General features: G+C 50.2%; 27 protein-coding genes and 1 riboswitch. Of the genes, 15 read left to right on the forward strand and 12 right to left on the reverse strand.

From position 1 onward, the window contains the following. Positions 1-63 precede the first annotated feature (63 nt). Complete coding sequence (locus tag GNP95_RS20435) at positions 64-279, reverse strand: hypothetical protein (protein ID WP_155612679.1); 216 nt, start codon at positions 277-279, stop codon at positions 64-66. A 195-nt stretch (positions 280-474) separates the two neighbouring features. Here GNP95_RS20435 and GNP95_RS20440 point away from each other — a divergent pair, with 195 nt between their 5' ends. Both GNP95_RS20440 and sda read left to right on the forward strand, forming a co-directional pair. Continuing rightward, positions 475-1137, forward strand: coding sequence for a YheC/YheD family protein (locus GNP95_RS20440; protein ID WP_155612680.1), 663 nt, complete (start codon positions 475-477; stop codon positions 1135-1137). 283 nt (positions 1138-1420) lie between these two features. Then, a complete protein-coding gene (gene sda, locus GNP95_RS20445) occupies positions 1421-1561 on the forward strand; it encodes a sporulation histidine kinase inhibitor Sda (RefSeq protein WP_148499871.1) in 141 nt (46 codons plus the stop codon). 28 nt (positions 1562-1589) lie between these two features. Here sda and GNP95_RS20450 read toward each other — a convergent pair whose 3' ends face one another. Both GNP95_RS20450 and GNP95_RS20455 read right to left on the reverse strand, forming a co-directional pair. After that, on the reverse strand, positions 1590-1838 hold the full coding sequence (locus tag GNP95_RS20450) for a hypothetical protein (RefSeq protein WP_155612681.1): 249 nt from the start codon (positions 1836-1838) through the stop codon (positions 1590-1592). 72 nt (positions 1839-1910) lie between these two features. Next, positions 1911-2846, reverse strand: coding sequence for an NAD(P)/FAD-dependent oxidoreductase (locus GNP95_RS20455; protein WP_230873930.1), 936 nt, complete (start codon positions 2844-2846; stop codon positions 1911-1913). A gap of 486 nt (positions 2847-3332) precedes the next feature. Between GNP95_RS20455 and GNP95_RS20460 the strand changes: the two genes are divergently transcribed. Beyond that, complete coding sequence (locus tag GNP95_RS20460) at positions 3333-4526, forward strand: NAD(P)/FAD-dependent oxidoreductase (protein WP_155612683.1); 1194 nt, start codon at positions 3333-3335, stop codon at positions 4524-4526. 1 nt (position 4527) lies between these two features. Then, entirely contained in the window at positions 4528-4770 is a 243-nt protein-coding gene (locus GNP95_RS20465) for a hypothetical protein (RefSeq protein ID WP_155612684.1), read from the forward strand. A gap of 66 nt (positions 4771-4836) precedes the next feature. Here GNP95_RS20465 and hemQ read toward each other — a convergent pair whose 3' ends face one another. Next, positions 4837-5583, reverse strand: a complete 747-nt coding sequence (gene hemQ, locus GNP95_RS20470; protein ID WP_155612685.1) for a hydrogen peroxide-dependent heme synthase — start codon at positions 5581-5583, stop codon at positions 4837-4839. A 207-nt stretch (positions 5584-5790) separates the two neighbouring features. Between hemQ and GNP95_RS20475 the strand changes: the two genes are divergently transcribed. Beyond that, positions 5791-6084 carry a YuiB family protein gene (locus GNP95_RS20475; RefSeq protein WP_155612686.1) on the forward strand — a complete coding sequence of 98 codons (294 nt, stop codon included), beginning with the start codon at positions 5791-5793 and terminating at the stop codon, positions 6082-6084. 80 nt (positions 6085-6164) lie between these two features. Here GNP95_RS20475 and GNP95_RS20480 read toward each other — a convergent pair whose 3' ends face one another. The 4 genes from GNP95_RS20480 to GNP95_RS20495 all read right to left on the reverse strand — a co-directional run bounded on the left by GNP95_RS20480 (position 6165) and on the right by GNP95_RS20495 (position 8658). Further along, positions 6165-6515 (reverse strand): helix-turn-helix domain-containing protein, encoded by a 351-nt coding sequence (locus tag GNP95_RS20480; protein WP_155612687.1) that lies wholly within the window; start codon positions 6513-6515, stop codon positions 6165-6167. Between the two features lie 144 nt (positions 6516-6659). Beyond that, entirely contained in the window at positions 6660-7253 is a 594-nt protein-coding gene (locus GNP95_RS20485; RefSeq protein WP_155612688.1) for a TasA family protein, read from the reverse strand. A gap of 81 nt (positions 7254-7334) precedes the next feature. Continuing rightward, positions 7335-7925 (reverse strand): signal peptidase I SipW, encoded by a 591-nt coding sequence (gene sipW, locus GNP95_RS20490; RefSeq protein WP_155612689.1) that lies wholly within the window; start codon positions 7923-7925, stop codon positions 7335-7337. Between the two features lie 46 nt (positions 7926-7971). Continuing rightward, complete coding sequence (locus GNP95_RS20495; protein ID WP_196427263.1) at positions 7972-8658, reverse strand: hypothetical protein; 687 nt, start codon at positions 8656-8658, stop codon at positions 7972-7974. Between the two features lie 201 nt (positions 8659-8859). Here GNP95_RS20495 and GNP95_RS26450 point away from each other — a divergent pair, with 201 nt between their 5' ends. From GNP95_RS26450 to dnaI, 4 genes are all read left to right on the forward strand, one after another. Then, complete coding sequence (locus tag GNP95_RS26450; protein ID WP_269058999.1) at positions 8860-8985, forward strand: hypothetical protein; 126 nt, start codon at positions 8860-8862, stop codon at positions 8983-8985. 344 nt (positions 8986-9329) lie between these two features. Continuing rightward, entirely contained in the window at positions 9330-9530 is a 201-nt protein-coding gene (locus GNP95_RS20500; RefSeq protein WP_155612691.1) for a hypothetical protein, read from the forward strand. Positions 9531-9671: 141 nt separating this feature from the next. Then, on the forward strand, positions 9672-11201 hold the full coding sequence (locus tag GNP95_RS20505) for a replication initiation and membrane attachment family protein (protein ID WP_155612692.1): 1530 nt from the start codon (positions 9672-9674) through the stop codon (positions 11199-11201). Positions 11202-11249: 48 nt separating this feature from the next. Then, complete coding sequence (dnaI, locus tag GNP95_RS20510; protein ID WP_155612693.1) at positions 11250-12203, forward strand: primosomal protein DnaI; 954 nt, start codon at positions 11250-11252, stop codon at positions 12201-12203. Positions 12204-12332: 129 nt separating this feature from the next. Here the strand turns inward: dnaI and GNP95_RS20515 are convergent, their stop codons facing one another. Then, complete coding sequence (locus GNP95_RS20515; RefSeq protein WP_155612694.1) at positions 12333-12488, reverse strand: YqzM family protein; 156 nt, start codon at positions 12486-12488, stop codon at positions 12333-12335. A gap of 257 nt (positions 12489-12745) precedes the next feature. Between GNP95_RS20515 and trxA the strand changes: the two genes are divergently transcribed. Continuing rightward, the gene (gene trxA, locus GNP95_RS20520; RefSeq protein WP_155612695.1) at positions 12746-13063 is read left to right on the forward strand and encodes a thioredoxin; all 318 of its coding nucleotides are present in this window, start codon (positions 12746-12748) and stop codon (positions 13061-13063) included. Positions 13064-13161: 98 nt separating this feature from the next. Then, positions 13162-15063, forward strand: a complete 1902-nt coding sequence (uvrC, locus tag GNP95_RS20525; protein ID WP_413773767.1) for an excinuclease ABC subunit UvrC — start codon at positions 13162-13164, stop codon at positions 15061-15063. On the opposite strand, the gene GNP95_RS20530 is transcribed toward uvrC, so the two are convergent. Then, positions 15032-16756 (reverse strand): CPBP family intramembrane glutamic endopeptidase, encoded by a 1725-nt coding sequence (locus tag GNP95_RS20530; protein WP_155612696.1) that lies wholly within the window; start codon positions 16754-16756, stop codon positions 15032-15034. The two genes, uvrC and GNP95_RS20530, sit on opposite strands and share 32 nt — an antisense overlap. Positions 16757-17032: 276 nt before the next feature. After that, positions 17033-17196: riboswitch (cyclic di-AMP (ydaO/yuaA leader) on the forward strand. Positions 17197-17308: 112 nt separating this feature from the next. Between GNP95_RS20530 and GNP95_RS20535 the strand changes: the two genes are divergently transcribed. Together GNP95_RS20535 and GNP95_RS20540 are read left to right on the forward strand one after the other, a co-directional pair. Continuing rightward, positions 17309-18643: a TrkH family potassium uptake protein gene (locus tag GNP95_RS20535; protein WP_155612697.1), complete on the forward strand. Its 1335-nt coding sequence runs from the start codon at positions 17309-17311 to the stop codon at positions 18641-18643. A gap of 15 nt (positions 18644-18658) precedes the next feature. Then, entirely contained in the window at positions 18659-19327 is a 669-nt protein-coding gene (locus GNP95_RS20540; RefSeq protein ID WP_155612698.1) for a potassium channel family protein, read from the forward strand. Positions 19328-19410: 83 nt separating this feature from the next. Here the strand turns inward: GNP95_RS20540 and GNP95_RS20545 are convergent, their stop codons facing one another. Further along, positions 19411-20085, reverse strand: a complete 675-nt coding sequence (locus GNP95_RS20545; protein WP_155612699.1) for a DUF4052 family protein — start codon at positions 20083-20085, stop codon at positions 19411-19413. A 202-nt stretch (positions 20086-20287) separates the two neighbouring features. On the opposite strand from GNP95_RS20545, the gene GNP95_RS20550 reads away from it, so the two are divergent. Beyond that, entirely contained in the window at positions 20288-20614 is a 327-nt protein-coding gene (locus GNP95_RS20550) for a hypothetical protein (protein ID WP_230873932.1), read from the forward strand. Further along, positions 20592-20744 carry a helix-turn-helix transcriptional regulator gene (locus GNP95_RS26290; protein WP_330163539.1) on the forward strand — a complete coding sequence of 51 codons (153 nt, stop codon included), beginning with the start codon at positions 20592-20594 and terminating at the stop codon, positions 20742-20744. The genes GNP95_RS20550 and GNP95_RS26290 overlap by 23 nt, the downstream gene beginning before the upstream one ends. Before the next feature lie 227 nt (positions 20745-20971). On the opposite strand, the gene GNP95_RS20560 is transcribed toward GNP95_RS26290, so the two are convergent. Beyond that, positions 20972-21877, reverse strand: a complete 906-nt coding sequence (locus GNP95_RS20560) for a LysR family transcriptional regulator (RefSeq protein ID WP_155612701.1) — start codon at positions 21875-21877, stop codon at positions 20972-20974. Positions 21878-22007 lie beyond the last annotated feature (130 nt).

The following is a 22007-nucleotide window of genomic DNA, read 5'->3' on the forward strand; positions in this document are numbered from 1 at the left end:
ATCCATGCCTCAGCCTTGGTAGAGCAAGAGCCGCATGAATCCACTTGTGCATGGAGCTTTAAATTAAAAAAATTGCCTCTTTACCATAACTATGATCATGGCTGCGGCGATGAGCGAAAACAAAATGGAGCCCCCGCCCAGCAATTTACGCGAGCTTTTGATAAATTTAATGCCTATGGCGAATACCGCAACAGTAATTGCAATGAGTACGAGTGACATCGCAATCATAGCAACCCAGTACAATACCCCGAACAGCGACGCGGTAAAATCCGTTTCCAAAACATGATCCTCCTTTTTCCATTCCGAAATAACACTGCACCAAAATTACTATACGTCAAAACCTGGATTTTGCAAAGAAAAACGGCTCTGATAAAACAGGCGACCGCTGTCGGACAATCATACAAGAACAACAGCCTTGTCCTGAATACGACTATAGTATAACGCCAATATAAACGCCAGAAAGGGGAGAGTGTCATGGCGGGAAGACAGTTGGCCGATAAATGGTTGAAAACCGAAGCACTGCTAAGAAACCCCGAGGTAGCGTTTCATGTGCCGCAGACCCGGATATATAGTGGAGAGGCTCTGCGGAGCGTGCTGCAGCAGTTCGGGATGGCGGTTATTAAACCGGTTCGCGGCGGCGGCGGATACGGTGTTATAAAGGTTACCCAAAAGGGTGGAATCTATGGTTTCACCTATATGTCTCAAAGCCGACATTTTAAAAGCTTTGACGCCATGTTTCAGGCGTTGAATAGAACTAGGGTTGGCCGAAAATATATCATTCAGCAGGGCATCCATCTCGCGAGAATCCAGGGAAGACCTATCGATTACCGGGTCAAGGTTGTCAAGCAGAACGGAAAGTGGGTATATCGCTCCATGCTGGGACGGCTTGCCCGTCCGGGGCTGTTCGTAACGAATCTGTCCAAAGGCGGCACTCAGCTTAGCGCGGGAGAAGGGTTGAGACGTTCTCTCGGCAATGTCTCCACCCGCAAAAAACGCGCAGAAATGCGTTCCTTGACCAATAAGTGCATTGCCATCATGGAGTCGGCTTTCCCTGGCGTTGGACAGCTGGGCTTTGATTATGGCATTGATACAAGCGGCAGGATTTGGATTTTTGAAGTTAACACTCGTCCACAATAACATTACAAAAATGTGTTTATTTGGGTAATGTTTTAGGTAAGTATTAATAGAGTGTTTATTTACAATTAAATTTTTTTTGACGAAAAAACGGGCTGTGTAACCTGTGAATAACTTTTATCCACATTACCCCAATATATAATTCAACTGTTTTAGACAATTACACACATGTTATTCACAGGATTTCCACAGCTGTTTGTGGATAACAGAACGCTTGTTCCACTCTTCATTTCTTGATATGATCTTTATATGAAATTAGGAAAAAAATAGAAGGGATGTGTTACCAATGGCGATGTTAACAGACGAAATGCTTCTCGAATCCTATCATATGGCTACAGAATTGCAGCTAGACATGGAGTTCATTGCTCTTCTGTTGGCAGAAATCCATAAGCGTAACCTGGAAATCAATCTAACAATAGTACATTAATCGACCAATCTTGTGGCACAGCGTTATCTTAAGGCGCTGGCCATGCGTTGACATGATAAATATAAGCTTCATGACAGTGCGGACACTGCACGACATGCTCACAGCCTTCGGGCTGGAGAGAGGAGATGACCGAGTTATATTGGTCGGCTGAGCCATAGGGACTGTAGGGACCAGTGTAGTCCTGCTTCCTTCCGGCATGCTCCAGCGTGCTGCCGCAGTCGGGACAAGCTGCTGTCAGTGGAGCTAATCCGTTGCATAACGGGCATATATAGGACAAAGGGTATCCCTCCTTTACGGCATGATGTCATCCGTATAGGTAAGATACCCTTTGTGGACCGTTGTTATGACTCTACAATTTCAAATTGCTGCTGTGACCTGGGGATAACTTCGCTTCCGGGTCGACGTAAACTTTGGCGTTATTTACAGCCGTAGGGGCTTCGCCGAATCCGACAGCAATCAAGTCAAGCTTGCCGGGATAGGTCGTAATGTCGCCAGCGGCAAATATGCCAGGGATCGAGGTTTCCATTCTGGAATCGACAACGATGGAATTAGATTCGATTTCAAGCCCCCACTCGGCGATTGGACCAAGCGCGGATACGAATCCAAAGTTGACGACGACATCGTCCACTTCGATCTCCTGCGTCTCTTTTGTTTTCGTATGAGCCAGAGTGACGCGTTCGATGTGTTCGTCTCCGTGCAATGCCACGATTTCGGTAGGGGTAATGACGCGAACTTTGGAATTCATCAGATTTTCTACACTGTGCTCATGCGCCCGGAATTTATCACGGCGATGGATAAGCGTAACCTGCTCTGCGATCGGTTCGAGCATGAGCGCCCAATCCACAGCGGAGTCCCCGCCGCCGCTAATGAGCACCTTGCGTCCGCGGAATCGGTTTAAATCGCTGACGAAATAGTGCAGGTTGGTCTGTTCGAAACGCGGAGCCTCTTCAAGCTCCAGACGACGCGGCTTGAACGCCCCGACGCCTGCCGTAATAATGATGGCCCGCGCGTAATGGACGTCTTTGTCTGTCGTAACGACAAAGTGGCGTTCATCTTTTTTCTCGATGCGCAGCACTGTCTCCCCTAGACGTACGTCTGGATTGAATAGCTTGAGCTGTTCATTCAGGTTGTTAACGAGCTCCTGGCCGGTTACTTTAGGAAAACCAGCGATATCGTAAATATATTTCTCAGGGTAGAGGGCGGCTACTTGTCCCCCAAGCTGAGGCATACTTTCGATTAATTTGACCGATGCTTTTCTCATGCCGCCGTAAAATGCGGCAAACATGCCTGCCGGACCTCCCCCGACGATAAGCAGGTCTGTAAATTCACTCCCGGAATTCAAGGATGACACTGGCAAACACCTCCAGATAGTATTCAAACATTCATAATGTCAATTCTACTTTATTATAAGCGTCCGCCTTACAGTTGCAAAGTGAACGCATTATGGCAGTTTTTTCAGCTCGATTTATGACTGAAAACCCGCTAAAACCGCGTAAAATAAGACTTGATCTTTTATAGAAAAGTGGATATCATTCAAATTGTGTGCGCACATAAATGTGACGAAATAGGTAACTATTATGATTAGGAACATTTTTTTTTTGATAAAACGGTGATAAAGGTTTAAAATTGATGTGACAAATGTCGCATTCCGCGTCGCGCATAAGTTATGGATAATTACCAGAGACTATATTTTTATGTGTTAATTTTCACATTTTCAGTTTTTGGTTTTATTTAAAATATAGAGTGTCCATACTGGAAGGAGAACAAACTCATGAGTACCATACCTAAAATTGTTATTCTTGGAGCAGGCTATGGCGGTATCCTGACGGCTCAGCGTTTGCAGAAAGAATTAAACTACAATGAAGCCGACGTAACGCTGGTCAACCGTCATGATTATCATTATTTCACGACGCATCTGCACATGCCTGCAGCAGGAACGGATTCGATCGAGAATACTCGCGTTCCGATCTCCAAGCTGATCGACGAGTTCAAAATCGATCTGGTGAAATCGAATGTTCAGGAAATTCGCATCGCGGACAAGAAGGTCGTGCTTCAAGACGGGACCCTGTCTTACGATTACCTGGTTATCGCGCTTGGCGGGGAGCCTGAATCTTTTGGTATTCCTGGACTTGGCGAATATGCAATGCCAATCCGCAGTATTAACTCGGTTCGCTTGATCCGTCAACATATCGAATACCAATTTGCACTGTACAAAACAGACGAAAGCCGTACAGACCGCTTGAACTTCGTAGTAGGCGGCGCGGGCTTCAGCGGCATCGAATTTGTTGCCGAGCTGGCCGACCGAGTGCCTGAATTGTGCAAAGCTTATGATGTAGATCCAAATCTGGTTAACGTATATAACGTAGAGGCAGCTCCTACGGCTCTTCCGGGCTTCGACCCTGAACTGGTGGAATATGCCATGGACGTACTGCGTAAGAAGGGTGTTCAGTTCAAAATCGGCGTAGCGATCAAAGAATGTACGCCAGACGGTGTTATTCTTGCTACTGGCGAAGAGATTAAAGCAGCGACCGTCGTGTGGACCGGGGGTATCCGCGGTAACCGCTTGATCGAGGCAGCCGGTTTCGAAACCGCTCGCGGCCGTGTGAAAATCGATGATTACCTGCGTGCGCCGGAGCACGACAATGTATTTATTATCGGAGACAACTCGCTGATGTTTAATCCGGAAGGCCGTCCTTACCCGCCAACGGCTCAAATTGCCATGCAGCAGGGCGTAACCTGCGCACAGAATGTCGTAGCTTCGATCCGCGGCAAAGAGCTGAAGAAATTCGTGTTCAGCAACAAAGGTACCGTTGCTTCCCTAGGTAAGGGCGAAGCCATCGCTTCCGCATTCGGCAAGAAATATAAAGGCTGGGTAGCAGCTCAATTGAAAAAAGCAGTGGACATGCGCTACCTCTTTACGATTGGCGGCATTCCGCTCGTTCTGAAGAAAGGCAGATTCCTGTAAAATGCGCCATTGCAGTGTTCAGGTGCGAGGTCTGTTGACGCGTGATGAGCTTGACAGGTACAATGCCTTGATGGAGGTCGGTTCTTATTTGGAGTCGCAGCAAAAATACGATCTGGCTTATCATGTGCAGAAGGAAGTCGACATTCTTATTCTTCCGGCAATCGAAAGATTGAAGGAGAAGGGTAGAGCCCGTGACCGTGCGACGGCGGAGTTTCTGGAATCGCTGCGGGACGCAGAGGAATAATCATTTCAAACATAAAGGGGTGTTCCAGCATTGCTGGAACACCCCTTCTTAGGTTTATCGCCTGAATTACAGCTTTAGCATTTCCTCGAAAAGCTGCTCATTCAGCAAATTGCCAACGTAGAATGAGCCGAACTCACCGAAACGGGCGCTAACTTCATCGAAGCGCATTTCGTAGACGAGTTTTTTGAACTGCAGAGCATCGTCGGAGAAAAGGGTGACTCCCCATTCCCAATCATCCAGTCCGACGGAACCGGTAATGATCTGCTTCACTTTTCCGGCATAGCTGCGGCCGATCAGACCATGGCTGCGCATCATCGCCCGGCGCTCATCCATCGACAGCATGTACCAGTTGTCACTTAGATCGCGTTTCTTATTCATCGGGTAGAAGCAGATATATTTTGATTTAGGCAGAATCGGCTGCAATCTCGCCATAACTTCCGGATTGGCTTTAGGGTCGCCGCCTCCGGATGCCAGGTAGTTGCTAAGCTCGACAACGCTGACGTATGAGTAGGCTTTGACTGTATACTCTGCAAAAGTCGTCTTGTTAAAGGCGTTCTCCAGCGCGTTAAGCTCTTCGAGCGTCTCGCGGAGATGCATGAATACAAAGTCAGCTTTTTGGCCTACAACAGAGTAAACTGCTGTGCTTCCGTTCTTGGATTGTTCCACGCTGCCCCATTCCTGCAAGAAAGCGTGAAGCTCCTCCAACGCGACAGCGCGCGTCTCATCGTCGGCCTCTCTCCAGGCCGTCCAGTTCATGGAGCGGAAATCGTGCAGGGCATACCAGCCCTCCAGGGTTAATGCTGCTTCATTCATTTATGATCACTCCTAAGGTTTCCTATAATTCCAAGTGTAGAATACATTGATCCTATTGTATCCTATGGCTGGCAAGGGGGCAAATCCATTCACAATCTATTCACGCAAAGTTCGTTGCTTCGCAACATCTTTTCTAGTAAACTTACTACTAGTGCAAAAAGATGTGATCTAGCTTATTGAGCTTGTTGAAGAAGGGTTGGGGAAACAATGGGTTGGCTAGTCGTATTCATATTGATGGTGTTATTTTTCGTGATGATGTTCGGTATCGGTTTCATTCTTAATATGCTGATGAAAACAACATGGTTTCCGGCCTATGTATTCATTATTGTCATTCTACCGATCGTGGTATACTCGCTATGGAACCATGAGCAGAACTTCTGGACTTACGTCGCCTCCTATCGCCTCGTTGATTATTTGACGGCGATCGCCGGACTGCTCGGCGCGATCCTGAGCGGCTGGACGATCCGCAAGCTGCGCCAAGGCGGGTACAAAATGTTCTAGCCGCCGCTTCTGACGGCAAGATGCAACGTCTTATAGAAAAGCCCCGGGCTTGTAGCCCGGAGCTTTGTTTTTATATCATGTTATTTCCACTCCGCGTTCCTGCCTTGACCTTGCTTCCACTTCTGAAACTCCAGAAATTCCTTGAACTCCTGCTTGCTGATCCCTGAGTCTATCGCTTCCTGTACAAGCAGAGACCACTCCGGATCGAGCAGATGGTCAGCGCGCTGATCTTCAAACAGCAGCATGGGAATCGTAACATTCAGCGCGAAAGCGACCTTCTCGATGAATTGAATGGAAGGATTGCCCTGTATGTTCCGTTCGACGTTGCTTAAGTAGGACTTGGCGACATCCGCTTTTTCGGCTAGCTCCGATAACGACATTTCCTGCTCCAGGCGGAATTTTTGAATGCGCTCTCCAATGTGTTCTGCCATAAGGACGACGCCTCTCTATCTTAATAGAAGATATTTCTAAAACTATTATAACAAAATGTGCAGCAACCGACAAAAACGGACGGCAAAAGGACACCCTGATCCGCGGATGACGGAAAAAGGTGTCCGGGACGGGGAAGTAGCGGACTATTTAGCCGTGCCGGTTCCTTGCCGCGCCTCAAAGGTCCATTTCAGCTGGAGGGCGTCTCCTTGGAACTGGTTTTGATCCTCGTTGTTATCCACAAATTCAAATTTGACGATGAGATTATCCGAGGTTCCGGCTTTTAGCCCGCCCCGTTCTTCGAACCACTCCTGCCATTTGTTATCTACCGCGTCCGGTGCCAGGGATTGCAGTTCGTAAAGCGTCGTTTCATATATGACGTCTTCCTGTTTGTCGAGATTGGTTAAGAACATCACCTTAATGTGTTTTCCGAAGTCGTCCGTATTTGCCGGGGCTCCCGCCATATTGGTCACACTGTAGGAAGTATGGAGAAGGACCTTCTCAATATCCAGCGTACCGTTGTTAAACAGCTTGAAGGTCCGGATCCCATAGTCGCCAGGCTTGATGTTGTCGAGGTTGATGACTACGGTGGGCTCCGCATTCAAGTCAAGCGTCCCTGAAGCGAAAGTCCCCGACGTTTCCACCGAATCGCTGAAGTAAGCGAACGTTCCTCCGCCAATCAATGCCAGACCTAAAGCGGCCGTTGCCATACCGAGACCTAATGTTTTCTTGATTCCCATAATCAAGCTCCTCCTTAAGGATAATTGATATATTGCGGCCTTATGACGGGCATAAGGACAACAACCGGGTAATTTAAAAATCTATTTTGGCGCATCGGCCCCTGAATCGGCTTGAACGCCGGAGCCTTGCTCAAGTTGGGATAGGGCCTTCCATATGGAGCAAGCGCCATAGAGAAGGAGTATCAACCCTGGAACGACAAGGAGGAGAAGGCTGCCGGCTTTGCTGCCGGCAAAGCGTAGCAAATACCCAGCGTACGGGATGGTGAATCCGGTATAAACGCCGACGATATTGGACGGGACAACGAGCGCGCTGTCGGGAGCATCATTGTTGTCTCCCTGGGTACGGTACATTATCTGGCCGCCAGCTTCGCTGCTTCTGACCTCGATGATCCTGTGGGTAATTAGCCGCTGTTCATCGGCCCGGTACGTGATGATATCCCCGGCCTGGAAAGGAATCCCCGTTCCAGCATGATGTGGAGAAATGGCGATGACTGATCCCGTTCGAATCGTGGGTTCCATCGAACCGGATAATACTGTTTTTAGCTGATATCCGTAGAAATTCGGCTCACCGCCAGTTATTCTGGACAACAGTACTGAACCGAGAACCGTCAGGCAAACCGCAGCGGTCAAGTAATAAACCGTTTGAGCAGCCAGCTTCCATAGCAGCCTCATTGATCCTTCCTCCATTCCGCCCTATTTTTCACTTTGTAATACCTCTTTACTGAGCGTCCTGCGTACTCCCCTCGGCGGGTTGACCTTCATTACTGAATTGTTCTTCCGTCAGGATTATTGGCGCTGCCGCGTCTTCAGCTTCTTTAGCTTCTTCTGCCTCCATCTCAGGACGATCCTCTTCTGAAGTTACGGGTTGTTCCTCGGCAGCTGCAAAGTTTCCCTCCTCTTGGACAGTCTTTTCGACATCCTGCAGACGATTCTCCTCAGCGGAAGCTTGGATCGCCGATAAGCGCGATTTCAGAATACGAAGCTCTGCCGTACTGTCCCGTAACTCGGCTTCCAGCGAGCGCTGCGAGGCTTCGTAGCATTGAAGCAGCTCCTGGCTTACCGCATCGCCGGTTGCTTCTCTGGGCATGGGATAGTAATCTTTCGCCGACCCCAGTTGATTTGTGAGCGAATTCGGGACGTTCTGAACCGCAATCCCGGCATCATATACTTGTCGCAAGTATTCGATGAGATCGGCTAAGGAAGCAGAGAGCTGGGGTGATAGCGGAGTATCCGAGTCAGAGAACAATTCTAGCTCCTTGAGCAAGCCCATCCCGGAGATCCGGGCACAGTTGGCCGGAATATCACTGATTAGCCGGATCATATGGTTCAAGGACGCGGATCCGGACGCAAGTTCATACTTAAGCTCGTGGAAGGAAGCGGCTGAGCTAGCAAGCCTGTCGTTCATTTCACTAATCTTTACCTGGAGGATGCTTATCTTCAGAGATGTATTCTCCGCAGCAGATTCAAGTTCAAAGAGACTTAATCGGCTTAAGAGGTCCAGTTCCGGTTCCAGATAGGTAGCGTCTGTTGCAGATGAATTGAGGACAGGTGCAGCCGTATCAGGTGTGTCCATAGCAGGTTCAAAAAAAGACGAGGGGGTCAAAAGTTGGAGCTGACTTGTGAGAGCGCTTGCATTCCGGAAATGAGCATGCATTTCGGAGAGCCCGTTCTCGATTACGCCGGGGAATACAGGGCAGGCCTGAACAGTAAAGGCAGTGTCGCTAAAGCTTGAAAACTCGCCATAGGTGGTACCGATTTGACCTGGGAGATAAAGTAGAAGCCCGGATAGCAGGAGGAGTGTTTTCAGTAACGGCTTTTGTCGCGGCTTCCTTCGCTTGCAAACCGTGGGAGCCTTAGTGCTGCGCAAAAGGGTTCCTCCTTTCCGGAAGATGGTTTCGCATCGTTTGTTCGTTATTAAGAACAACAATTGAACTCAATATAAACGGTTTAGAGCAAAATATAAACCTGCAAATACAGCCAAATGTTCTCTATAAAGAACATAATTATCATTATTGCTCCATCAAGCTTTTGATATCTTCAAATTTCTGGAATTGATAATTTAGGAGGCGATGGGTGATGAACAAGGCCGTGCAGGTTGCGGGATGCGGGGAAGTAGCCGAGCAAGAGTCTGCAGATTGGTTCAAATTGCTCGTGACGGCCAAGGAGGCGGGAATTCCGATTGAAGTGGTGCGTTCCTTCCTGCAGAGAAAGTCTCCTTCTGCGGCGGAGCAAGCCGCATTCCGCAAATTTATCGGCAGCGGAAGCATTCAGGAATAAGAGGAAGAAACACCGTCTGCCGTGCTGGGAGACTATGTTTTTCGGCGAAATTTGTAGGGTATTCCCGATTCAGGGAGAATGCTTTTGTGATAGAATAGAGAAAGTCTACACGTACGTGAGCTGGGAAGGAGCGAAGAAATCATGCGCATCAACAATATGCTGCACTTTACCGAGAACCACCGTTATTGCGTATACCGCGACTTCGGCCTCAGCGCTGTCGACGGCAGAATGCTTAGTCTGGTTTATCAGCCGATGGCTGGCGCGTTTGCCATCGGCTTTTACCGCCTGCTTGCCGAACGCGTCTCTTTGGAGCAGGTCGGATATTCCCCGATCGAGCAGCAGCGGGAGCTGTTTCTTACGCTGGGTCTTGAGCCGAGCGAGAAGGGGCGTAAATATTTAATTGAACAGGCATCAAAGCTGGAGGCGGTTGGGCTCCTGCAGACAAGTCGTTTGTACATACCGGAAAGGGATGACTACATTTACGAATACGAGCTGCAGGCCCCGCTTTCTCCTGCCGATTTTTTCCGTACCCAGCATTTGACCTTGCTGCTCCGCGACAAGATCGGCAAGTTCGCCGTCCTTGCGCTGCGGGAGCGAATGTTCTGCGAGGAGCCGCCTGAATGGACTGGAATGGCCTACAATAAAGAGAACATTTCAGTGCCTTTCTATGACATATTTGAACTGAACACGCATGCGATTGATTACGAGCTGGAACAGGCGATTGCCGAATCTTCCATGTCCAGGCAGCCCGGGGGTTTGCAGGGCGCTGAGGAAGAGGCGATCAATTATGCCGACATCATTATCCGTTTTCCGCGGGAATCAGCGAACCGGGCTTTTGTGGAGGGGCTGCGTTTCAATTCCGAAGGAATGGGAATCGCCAATTATGTCGCCCGCAAATATGAGCTTAGCGTGCAGGACCTATGCCGCCTGCTGGATGAGGATGGCGTATTCGGGCCTGACGGCAGCCTGCTGCTGGAAAGCCTGCAGCATAAAGCGAATCTTCATTTCAGGCAAGGCAAGCGGCGGAAGGACGAAAGAGAGGTCGCTTATGCCAAGGTCGTAGCTCTGCGCGCCTCCGAAACGGCTGCCGGCGAAGGGATGCCGGAGGAGGTTGCCGTTCAAATGGAGTATTACGTCGAAGTTCCTCCGCAGTTCCGCAGCAAGTGCGATATTCATCAGTACAATATGATGCTGCGCAATGAGCCGTATACCCGGCTGCTGAAGACGTTTTTCCCGGGCTCCGTGCCCGATAATCTGCTGGATATTTTCGAGAAAATCGATCTGAACTACAAGCTGCCCGGCGAAGTCATTAACGTGCTGATCCATTATTTGATGGAATTGCTGACTTCGGGCGGAGAGCAGCGGATCAACCGCAATTTCGTGGATGCGATCGCTGCAAATATGCTGCTTAAGCGCATCGATTCTTACGAGAAGGCCGTTCAATATATTCGCAATCAAGCGAAGATCCGTAAAGAGAAGAGCAGCGGGGCAGCGCCCCAGGCCGCGGCGGGAAGAAGCCGTGCTTACGGCAGAACAGGCGCGGCGAAGCCGGACATTCCGATCGTGGAGAGCTCGGCGAACGGGGAGGCAGTAACCGAAGAGGAATTTGCTGAGCTGCTCAGAATGGCTGAGCAAATGCAGGCCAGTAAACAAAATAAAGCAAGCAAATAAGGAAGTATGGATTAAGAAGCACGTCATAAGGAAGGTGAATGTTAGCTTATGGAATCACTCGGAGAACTGCTGACGCAGATGAAAAGCCCGGTGCTGCGCCGGCGTTCGGAGGAATTGACGGCGAAGCTGATGAGCGATCCGCTGGTGCTGGAGCTAAGAGCTCGTTATCCTGAGCTGAGGGACGAGCAGCTTACGCTAAATATGGCCAAGCTCTACCAATATGTGCGAAGTTCGCGTCACTGTGACAGCTGTCCGGGACTTGATCGCTGCCCGAATGATTTTCCCGGCCATTATACGAAGCTAACGGTTGATTCGCTCCACGGGGATGCTGCGATCAGCGACCGGCAAGTGCCCTGCAACCTGCAGATCCAGCGGGAACGGGAGCTCGCCATCAAGAAACGGATCCATAGCTTCTACGTAGATGAGCGGGCGCTGGAGGAAGGCTATAGCGAAGTAGAGATCATGACCAAGGATTTGGATCGGGCACCAGCGGTGGGCCGGGTATTCCAATACATCAATGAGGTGAAGGAGAACGGATTATCGCCTCGGGGGTTGTATTTGGAAGGCCATTTTGGGACAGGCAAGACATTCCTGATGTGTTATCTGCTGCATGAACTGGCCAAAGCGGGATATTCCGGGGTTATCGTCTATATGCCGGAATTCGTTGAAGATTTGAAGTCGATGTTCCAGGACAGCCAGAAACTGAAGGAAACCGTGGAAGTGATGAAGCAGGCTGACCTGCTCATTTTCGATGATATCGGCGCTGAGAATTTGAATCCCTGGGTCCGCGATCATGTGATGGGTTCGATTCTGAATTTCCGCATGAACCGGAAGCCGACCTTCTATACGTCGAATTACTCGCTCGGCGGTCTCGAGAAGCACCTTAGCTTTACGAGCAAGGAAGGGGAAGAACTTCATAAGGGACAACGTCTTATGGATCGTATCGCACCGTTCGTGGAGGTAGTTCCGGTTCGCGGCGTGAACAAGCGGGGACAGAAATAAGAAATATCAGGACAAAAAAATAGCAGGCCGGAGCTGTACGCTCGGTCTGCTATTCTTCATGCTGCAAAGGGTTCCTTATGTATAAGCTTGCCTAGGAGACCCGTGCTGCCGTTGATGATTCGCTCATCATTAGCTGGCTAGAAACTTAAAAATGACCATGCCGAAGAAAATAACGACCATGACCGTCAGCATGCCAAAAAAGCCATTCATCAGGTCAAACAAATCGTTACGCGGTTCTTCGTTAATGTGCTCCCGCGGGTCATTTACGTGCGTATTTGCGTCCATGGCGATGGGGCCTCCTCGAAAAATAATATTTATCAATGAAATACGTCATAGACAAAACGGTTTTGGGTTATTATTAGTATAACCAAACGTTCAACGATTTGTAAAGAACAAGCAGGGAGTACGATTTTTCATTTGCTATATATTTGTGGTATACTTTGAATGACGCTAATTTTTAGCGGCATTATTCAATATGTATGACACAAACCATGTTTAATGAACATGTTATACATGCCCTTAACATGAAGGAGGAGATTTATATGGCAATCGTTAACGTATCCGATCAAACTTTCAATAATGAAGTGGAAAGCACAGGAACCGTTCTGGTTGATTTCTGGGCTCCATGGTGCGGTCCTTGCAAAATGATCGCTCCTATTCTGGAAGATCTGGCAGCTGAAGTAGGCGATTCTGTCAAGATCGCTAAAGTCAATGTTGACGATAATCCAGAATCGGCTTCCCGCTTTGGCGTGATGAGCATTCCGACGCTTATCCTCTTCAAGGACGGACAACCGGTCGATAAAGTGGTCGGTTTGAACTCGAAAGACGCTCTGAAGAGCCTTATCGCTAAGCATCAGTAAGCTTTGGTGCAGGGATCGTGCTTTTTCACGCCTCCGGAATCTCCGGGGGCGTTTTCTATGTTATACCTTAGTGTAGTATCATGGGGAGAGGGGGGAACATGGGTATGGATGAACCGGTTAGAGGTCTTCAGGAATTAGATCAGGATAAAGAGAAGGCGCTGGAAAACATTCGCCACAAGCTGGCGCTGCTGCCAGACTTGCCCGGCTGCTATTTAATGAAGAACAGCAAGGGAACGATCATTTACGTGGGCAAAGCCAAGGTGCTTAAGAACCGAGTGCGGTCTTATTTTACAGGCAGCCATGACGGTAAAACCCAGCGGCTTGTCTCAGAAATCCGTGATTTTGAATATATCGTAACGGCCAGCAACATGGAAGCGTTGATTTTGGAATGTAATTTGATCAAACAGCATCATCCGCGTTATAACGTTCTGCTTAAGGATGACAAGACGTTTCCTTATTTGAAGATCACCAATGAACCTCACCCAAGGCTGGAGGTTACCCGGCGGGTGCTTAAGGATAAAGCAAAGTATTTCGGTCCTTATCCGAACGCATATGCGGCCCAACAGACGAAGAAGCTGCTGGACCGCATGTACCCGCTGCGCAAGTGTAACGTGATGCCTAAAGAGGTCTGCTTGTATTACCACATCGGCCAATGCATGGCGCCGTGCGTGGAGGAGGTGCCGCAGGAGAAATACGATGAAATTACGCAGGAAATCCAATCATTCCTGAGCGGTGGCCATGAAGAGATCAAAAAAGAGCTGCAGCGCAAAATGCAGGAAGCGGCCGAGGAGTTGTATTTCGAACGGGCCAAAGAGCTGCGCGACCAAATCATGAGCATCGATGCGCTGATGGAGAAGCAGAAAATTACGATGGCCGACGCCAAAGACCGCGACGTGTTCGGTTATGCTGTCGATAAAGGCTGGATGTGTGTGCAAATCTTATATATGCGCCAGGGAAAAATGATCGAACGGCATGCCTCGGCATTTCCTTTCTACGGCGAGGCTTACCAGGATTTTCTATCGTTTATAACGCAATATTATAGCGATAACCCGGCATTGCCCCAGGAGATCCTGCTTCCGGCGGAACCAGCCGGCAGTGAAACGGGAGAGGCCGGTTCAGAGGCGGAGGCCAAGGAAGGCGCGGACGCAATCAGCGGTGCGGCGGAGCTGCAGCAGTGGCTTGGCGTCAAGACGCTGGTGCCGCAGCGGGGGCTGAAGCGGCAAATGATCTCCATGGCCGAGGAGAATGCGCGGGTGTCCCTGGAGGAGAAGTTCCGGCTCATAGAGCGGAACGAGGAGCGCACCTCGAAGGCAGCTGAAAATTTAGGCGCTGCGATCGGATTAGAGTCGCTGTCGCGGATCGAGGCGTTCGACAACTCGAACATTCAAGGGACGAACCCGGTATCTGCCATGGTCGTATTCATTGATGGGAAGCCGGCGAAAAAAGAGTACCGGAAATACAAAGTCCGGACCGTAGAGGGCCCGGACGATTACGAGACGATGCGGGAAGTAATTCGCCGCCGCTATGAGCGGGTGCTCAAAGAGAATTTGCCGCGGCCGGACCTGATCGTCGTGGACGGCGGGAAGGGCCAAATCTCGGCAGCGGTTGACGTGCTGGAGAACGAGCTGGGCTTGTTCATTCCTGTGTGCGGACTCGTCAAGGATGATAAGCACAGAACCGCCCAGCTCATGGTGGGAGATCCGCCGGAGCCGGTGCATCTGCCTCGTGACAGTCAGGAGTTCTATCTCCTGCAGCGCATTCAGGAGGAGGTTCACCGCTTCGCGATTACGTTCCACCGCGAGCAGCGGGCCAAATCGATGGTGGCTTCGCGGCTGGACGCGATCCCGGGGATCGGAGAGAAGCGGCGCAAGCTGCTGCTGAAGCATTTCGGTTCGCTCAAAAAAATAAAAGAGGCCTCTGTCGAAGACTTTCGGCCTCTTTCGATCGGCGACAAGCTCGCCAATCAGATTATAAATGCCCTTCGGGATGAGGAGTCGTAAACTGCGGCTCCTCTTCTTTGCGTTGTATCGGCGGAATGCTCTCCGTCCGGCCCGGCGGGTTGAACAAATATATAACATAGGCTACGATCGCCGGCAGAGCGATGTAAACGATCCCTGCGGTCCAGTTCAGCACCCCGCCCATGAGCATGAGGCTGAGCGACATGAGGATGCTGTTAAAGATGACATGCGTGAACATGGCGGTAATATAGCCGTAACGCAGAAAAACAAAGCTGAACAACAGCCCTACAATCGTCAATTCAATCGGGCGCGAATAGACGGGGTAAATCGGATACAAGGAATGTCCGAACGACCAAATCATCGATGAGATCAAGCTGGCTACGAACGTGCTGCGGAATATTTTCTTCAGCATCGGGATGCCGAACAAGCGATAGACGGCTTCCTCGCCGATCCCTGCTACCCAGGCGAGCAAGGGGAACAGGACAGGATAGAGCATGTTGTAGGCCGACTGGGTGGCATCGGTCGTTGACCAGGTGCCGATCGTGTGTCTAAGAACAAAGAAGATGACCGATTGCGCCCCGAGCAGGATCAAAGCCCACAAATAGGCGCTTTGCATCGAGAACAGGACATGCTGCCCGTATCCTGGCTCCTTGGCTCTGGCCCATAAATTAAGCCCCTGCTTACGCCAGAGTCCGTCTCCTCCGATCAGGGAGAAGTAAATGGAGGCTGATATTATCAAAGTGAGTGCGCCCTGCACGATGAAGCCGAGGATCAGGACCTCTGTTCCGAGTCCGTCCTTCTCCAGCATCGGAAGCATATTAACCGCTCCGACCATCGTAAAAACAAAGTAAGCAGTGGACAGAACCAGGCCGCGCAGAAAAGAAGAGAACGGTCTGGTCTTCACGCTGTAGATGATCGCCAGAATGCCGAGCACGAAGGTGAATAGGGCGTAGCCAACCCAGGTGAACCAGTTGGCCAGCTTCTTTTGGCCTTTTACATAGTCCAGATGAGCGGCAGGAGGATCGAAATATGCTTCCATGGAGGACACGGTTCCGTCTTGGAAGCGAAATTCGATCAGCCCGCGGGATTGACCGGCTTCATTGCCCAGGATTTCGTAGATCAGACCTGATTCGTATTCGGCCCTCTCGATCTTCAGTTGAGCAGGATCGAAGTTAAATACTTTAAGATATGGAGCAGCCAGGCTTTCTTTGTCCTCGGGCGTCAAGTCTCCCTCTGTGACCTGCAGCCCCCTGCCGCCCAGGATGCCTTGCTTCTGGAGCAGTTCCCTGGTGGCGTTGCTGTAGGTTTCAATGCGTTCGAATCCGGCCACTCTGCCGCCATACATGTTAACGTCCACGGTTAAGGCGCTAAGGATGCCGTCTGGCTGCTCGAAGCGAACGCGAAATATCTCGAGCGGAAACTGTTCATCGTAATTTTGCATATAAGTTTTCATCAGGCCCTCTCGGGTTAAGTAACCATATATGTCCGATCGAGATTCGTATGTAACCAAAGCATCGTCCAATGTTACAGGCAGCTCCAGTGTCGAAGCGGCGAACCCGGCAGCGATTTCCTTCGCCTGCTGCTTTGTGATCGTCTTCTGAATTTGCTGCAATGAATCCGGCGTGGCCATCGGCAGAACCTGCAAGGCCAGAAAAATGAGGAAACCTACGGCGGCCAGCACCCGAAGCGTGGTGCGCTTCGGCGTTCGCCCTGGGGACGAAAAGTTGGATAACATTCAAAAACCCCTTTGCTCTAGTGTAGATGGATATCATTGTAAAGATATCATAAGCATGGAGCAATCGCCAGAATCGAACGAGCCAAGCGCAGAAAAGAGGCAATAATTCCGCAAAAATACAGCATCGCTCAGAGAATGAAGGATGGCAAGCTCCGTTTCAGGCAGCAAAGGTGATTTTCATGGTATTTCGGGTAAATCAAGCTTTGTGGTGGACGTTAATTAAGCTTATAATCCAATTCATAGAGATGGAATGAAAATGTGAAATGAAAGAATTGAAAAGAATATCGGCCGAATTTCCAATGGAAAACGGGGGAACCAATTTTTTGGGGTGAATTTCTCAGGCCCTGCACGGACGGGAAAGTCCGGCGCAGGAGGCGAATAGGGCTGCTCTGCAGGCCCGAACCCGTCAGCTAACCTCGTAGGCGTACTGCAGCAGGAACCATTACCGAAAGGGCTCTGGATTTCCAGTGCTTTTTTCTTTTGCCAAAGTGTCCATAATAAAGGGATATAAATGTTGAGAAACGCAGATCAAGGAAAGAGGAGGCGAGCACGTTGCCGTCCCAATGGTTTAAACTATCTCCACCGCGTATATTGGTGCTTGGTTTTGCGGCGATCATACTGACCGGAACGCTCCTGCTGATGACGCCGCTCGCCACCGCGACCGGGGAATCTCTTCCTTTCGTTGACGCGTTGTTTACGGCGACTTCGGCCACTTGCGTCACCGGGCTTGTCGTTCGCGATACGGGGACTTATTTTTCGACATTCGGCCAAATCGTAATTATGACGCTTATTCAGATCGGCGGACTCGGCTTCATGACGATGGCGACCCTCTTCTCCCTTGTGTTCAAACGGCGGATTTCGCTGCGGGACCGCCTTCTGCTGCAGGAGGCGATGAATCAGAATACGATGGAGGGCATCGTGCGCCTCATTCGCAAGGTACTGATGTATTCCCTGGTCATTGAAGTCAGCGCCGCCCTATTGTTTGCGATTCGCTGGGCGTTTGACATGCCGCTCGAGCGGGCCGTTTACTACGGAGTGTTTCATGCGGTATCGCTGTTCAATAACGCCGGCTTCGATTTGTTCGGAAATTTCCACAGCCTGACGGGGTATGTGGACGATCCGCTCATTAACTTCGTAGCGATATTCCTGATCGTATCGGGCGGGCTTGGTTTTATTGTGTTGTCCGAGCTCGCGGATTTCCGCCGCAGCCGCAAGCTGTCGCTGCATTCCAAAGTAGTTCTGTCCATGACCGGTTCGCTTATTATCATCGGGGCGCTCGTCATCTTTATATTCGAATTTACGAATGCCAAAACGATGGGATCTTTGGACTGGAGCGGGAAAATATGGGGTTCGTTCTTCCAGTCGGTCACGACGCGGACGGCGGGCGCGAATTCAGTGGATATCGGGACTCTTCGCCAGGCCACTCAATTCTTCATAATCATCCTGATGTTCATCGGCGCTTCCCCGGGCTCGACGGGCGGCGGGATCAAGACGACGACGTTCATGATTTTGGTTGGCGCGGTCATTTCTATGATTCGCGGACGCAATGATATGGTGCTCTTCCGCTATCGTTTGTCCCAGGAGCGGATTTTTAAGGCGGTCACGATTACGATGCTGGCGCTGTTTCTCGTCATAGCGGCGGCAATGATATTATCCACGACCGAGGAAGCGGGTTTTCTGAGCATTCTGTTCGAGACGACGTCCGCTTTTGCCACGGTCGGTTTATCGATGGGGCTGACCCTGGAATTGACCGATATCGGCAAAATTATTTTATGCTTCATGATGTTTACCGGCCGCCTGGGTCTCTTGACGCTGGCTTATGCGCTTGGTCCGAAAAAGGGTAAAGAATTATACCGTTATCCCGAAGGGAAAATGATTATAGGATAGGAGTTCGACCAATCAATGAAAATGCAGCAGTTTGTGGTGATTGGCTTGGGGCGCTTCGGCTCCAGCCTGGCGCTTGAGTTAATGGATCTGGGTTACGAGGTGCTTGGCGTCGACCTGAACGAAGAGCTGGTCAACGAAATGAGCGCTTATTTAACCCATGCCGTCGTGGCTGATGCTACGGATGAAGATATGCTGAAATCGCTGGGCATCCGTAATTTCGATTGCGGCATTGTGGCCATCGGCAGTGATATTCAGATGAGCATTCTGACGGCGATTCTGCTCAAGGATTTGGGCATCAAAACGGTCGTCGCAAAGGCGATTTCTGTCCTGCATGGCCGGGCGCTGGAGAAGCTTGGCGTGGACCGTGTTATTTTTCCAGAGAGGGATATGGGGGTTCGCGTGGCGCATCAGCTGGTGACGCCGAATTTGCTCGATTACATCGAGCTGTCGAAGGAGTACAGCATCGTTGAGCTGAGTGTGCCTGCATGCCTGGCCGGCAAAACGCTGGGCGAGATCAATCCGCGTGTGAATTACAGCTGCAGCATCGTTGCGATCCATAAACAGACGGGGGTCATTGTCGCCCCGACCGCGATGGATGTGCTGAATGCCGGAGATATTATGGTCATGATCGGTTCTAATGATAATATCGAGAGATTTGAAGCTGTCATTAACGAGGACGAGTGATGGATAAAATGGCAGAAGAAGCTGAGTCAGCCGGGAGGGCAGACACAGCTTCTTTTATATTTGGCTCTTATTTGGCGCGTTGTTCAGGAAGACTTCACATCAGCGCTTCGGTACAGCCACCAGCAGATGATGGCCGCGGCGATGGAAATGGCGATGGCGAAATGGGGAGGGAGAATATCTACCAGTGTTTTGGCCGTCGCATCGATGAGCGTGGGATTCTTCGTACGAAGAGCATCTAGACTCAGAATATAAACAACGATCAAGCCGACGCCCCAGAACAAACCAAACCGAAACATCAAGGTACTCGTCAGAAAAAACAGCATGGCCAGAAGGAAGAAGACTGCAGTCTGCGAATACCATAGCATGCCATATGAAGTGACGGCAGTGCCCGGATCGAAGGTGATCAGCGGGAGCAGCTGCCTTAGCGCCGCGATAAGGAGCGTCTGCGCAAGGGATACCGCTATGCTGAAGGCAGCGAAATAGATCAGGCTGCTCAAGTAGTACTGCTTGCGCGTCCAGCCCAAGCCCATTAGCAACGGGAAAGAGCTGGCGGCAGTAATATAAGCGGTCAGGAGGATGAAAATTGAAATTGCGGCAAAATTATTATTCATCACCAATGCGATTGCATTTTGGGGCTCATATATGCCGTATCCGGCAATCAGCCAAAAATCAAGGAACAGGACGATAGCTCCAAACCATAACAGCCGCTTGCGGTGATTATGCCAATGGAAGGTGAGCTGGGTACGTAACGTTCTCATGGATGGACACCTCCGATATTTGCCGTTCTTCGCGGCACCTGCGTCAGTTAATTACTGACATAACTAACCATGTAACTAATTACCCCGATTGTCAATCTATTTACCTCTTGATTTAGTCGGTTAGCGTCAAATGAATAGATATTTGATAGAATAAAGGGAAAATATGCCTTTATTTGATTTTGTCAAAAAGGAAGTGATCGAGGTGATCATCGCCACTAAGTTACATATTCCCCGGCCGCGAACGGCGCTTGTCACGCGCCACCGCCTCCTCCGTCGATTGCATGAAGGGTTGGATTGCGAGCTCACCTTGGTCACAGCGCCTGCCGGATACGGTAAAACCACCCTGCTTAGCGAGTGGGCAATGACGATTGAACATCCGAGCGCCTGGGTATCACTGGATCAGGGGGATAATGATCGAATGCGGTTCTGGCAGCCTGCGCCAAAATCAACATCGCAGTCCCGCCAAAAAGGTCCCATTGCCCTATGTAAAACGGCTGTGGCGGCTTATGGAAACAGGGCTGTCCAATAAAGAAATTGCACTCAAACTTCATGTTTCTCTCGCTACCGTAAAAACACATATTAACAACATCTACAGCAAGCTGCAGGTCAGAGGCAGATTGCAAGCGTTGGAATGTGCCAGAACACTCGATCTGTTCTAAGAAGCGAAGCGCGACATCATAGCGATTGCCCCGGGCCCGAATGCATTCCATTCGTTAGCCCTCACGATGCTGCTGCGAATAGCGGAGGTCAATAGTTAAGCTTAGCTCAAAACGGCTTAAGCCCTATGAAAAATACAGGGTTAAGCCGTTTGATCGTTCCTGGAAATATATTCATATTTTTATTCGATATTCGCTGGGTGTAATGAAGCCGATGTTGTGTATTCCCGTCACTCCAGCTCCAGGACATGGATCAGATTACCCTTGATATCATTAATCCACTCTTTGGTCTCTTGAGTCAGCTCCGAGCTGCTGCCGTAAATGAGGCAGGTCTCCCGGCGCGTTTGCTCCAGCTCTTTCATCGGCAGAGCTACCAGTTCATTGTCTTTCAGCAGCTGGGGCCTCAGATATGATTGCGGCAGCAGCGCAGCGGCCCGGCATGTCGGGAGGAGACGCACAATGGCTTCGAAGGAATCGATTTCCATGCGCACGTCCGGTATGATGCCGTAGCGTCCGAACAGGTCATCAATCAGCTTCCGGTACCAAGTCCCTTTGGAGAAAATGATCATAGGCAGGCCGTTCAAATCCTCCATGGCGGCCGGCTTTCCCCCGGCCAGGGCATGGTTCCGCGGAACGACCAGCTCCAGATGATCCTGAAACAGGGGGATGCATTTCAAGCCCTGCTCGGAAATCGACGAAGCGACGACGCCGAGATCAATTCTTTTGTCACGGACATAAGAGACGATTTCATGGGTTTTGCCGGTAACGAGCTTCACTTCGATGTCCGGCGATTTGTTCATCAGCGCGGTCACGAGCGGAGGGAGAGTTGTCTGAATCGTTGTCAGGCTCGCTCCAAGCGTGATGACCCTGCGTTCGGCTGTTTTAAAGCGGGAGACCGATTGCAGGAAATGCTGGTGGCGCTGGCGCTGCTCCATGGCGTAGATGTAAGCCTCTTGGCCGACGCGGGTCAGCTCAAGCCGCTTTCCCTTCCGTTCGAATAGCGCGACTCCCCATTCCTCCTCGAGCTTGGCTATTTTGCGCGACAGGGCCGGCTGCGATAAATTCAGCAGCTTTGAGGCTTTGTTTAAGCTGGACTGCTCGACAACCGTAGTGAAGACGAGTAAATCTTCCATCATAGGTAACATCCCTCCGATTGTTAGACGTATAGTCATATTGAAAAAGAATGATTTCTTAACTTGATCACCTTATTAATAGAAACTTTATGCTTGTAAATAGATATGCATAAATGTTATAACGATTAATACG

The organism is Paenibacillus woosongensis (assembly GCF_009725165.1).
GTDB classification, from domain to species: Bacteria; Bacillota; Bacilli; order Paenibacillales; family Paenibacillaceae; genus Fontibacillus; species Fontibacillus woosongensis.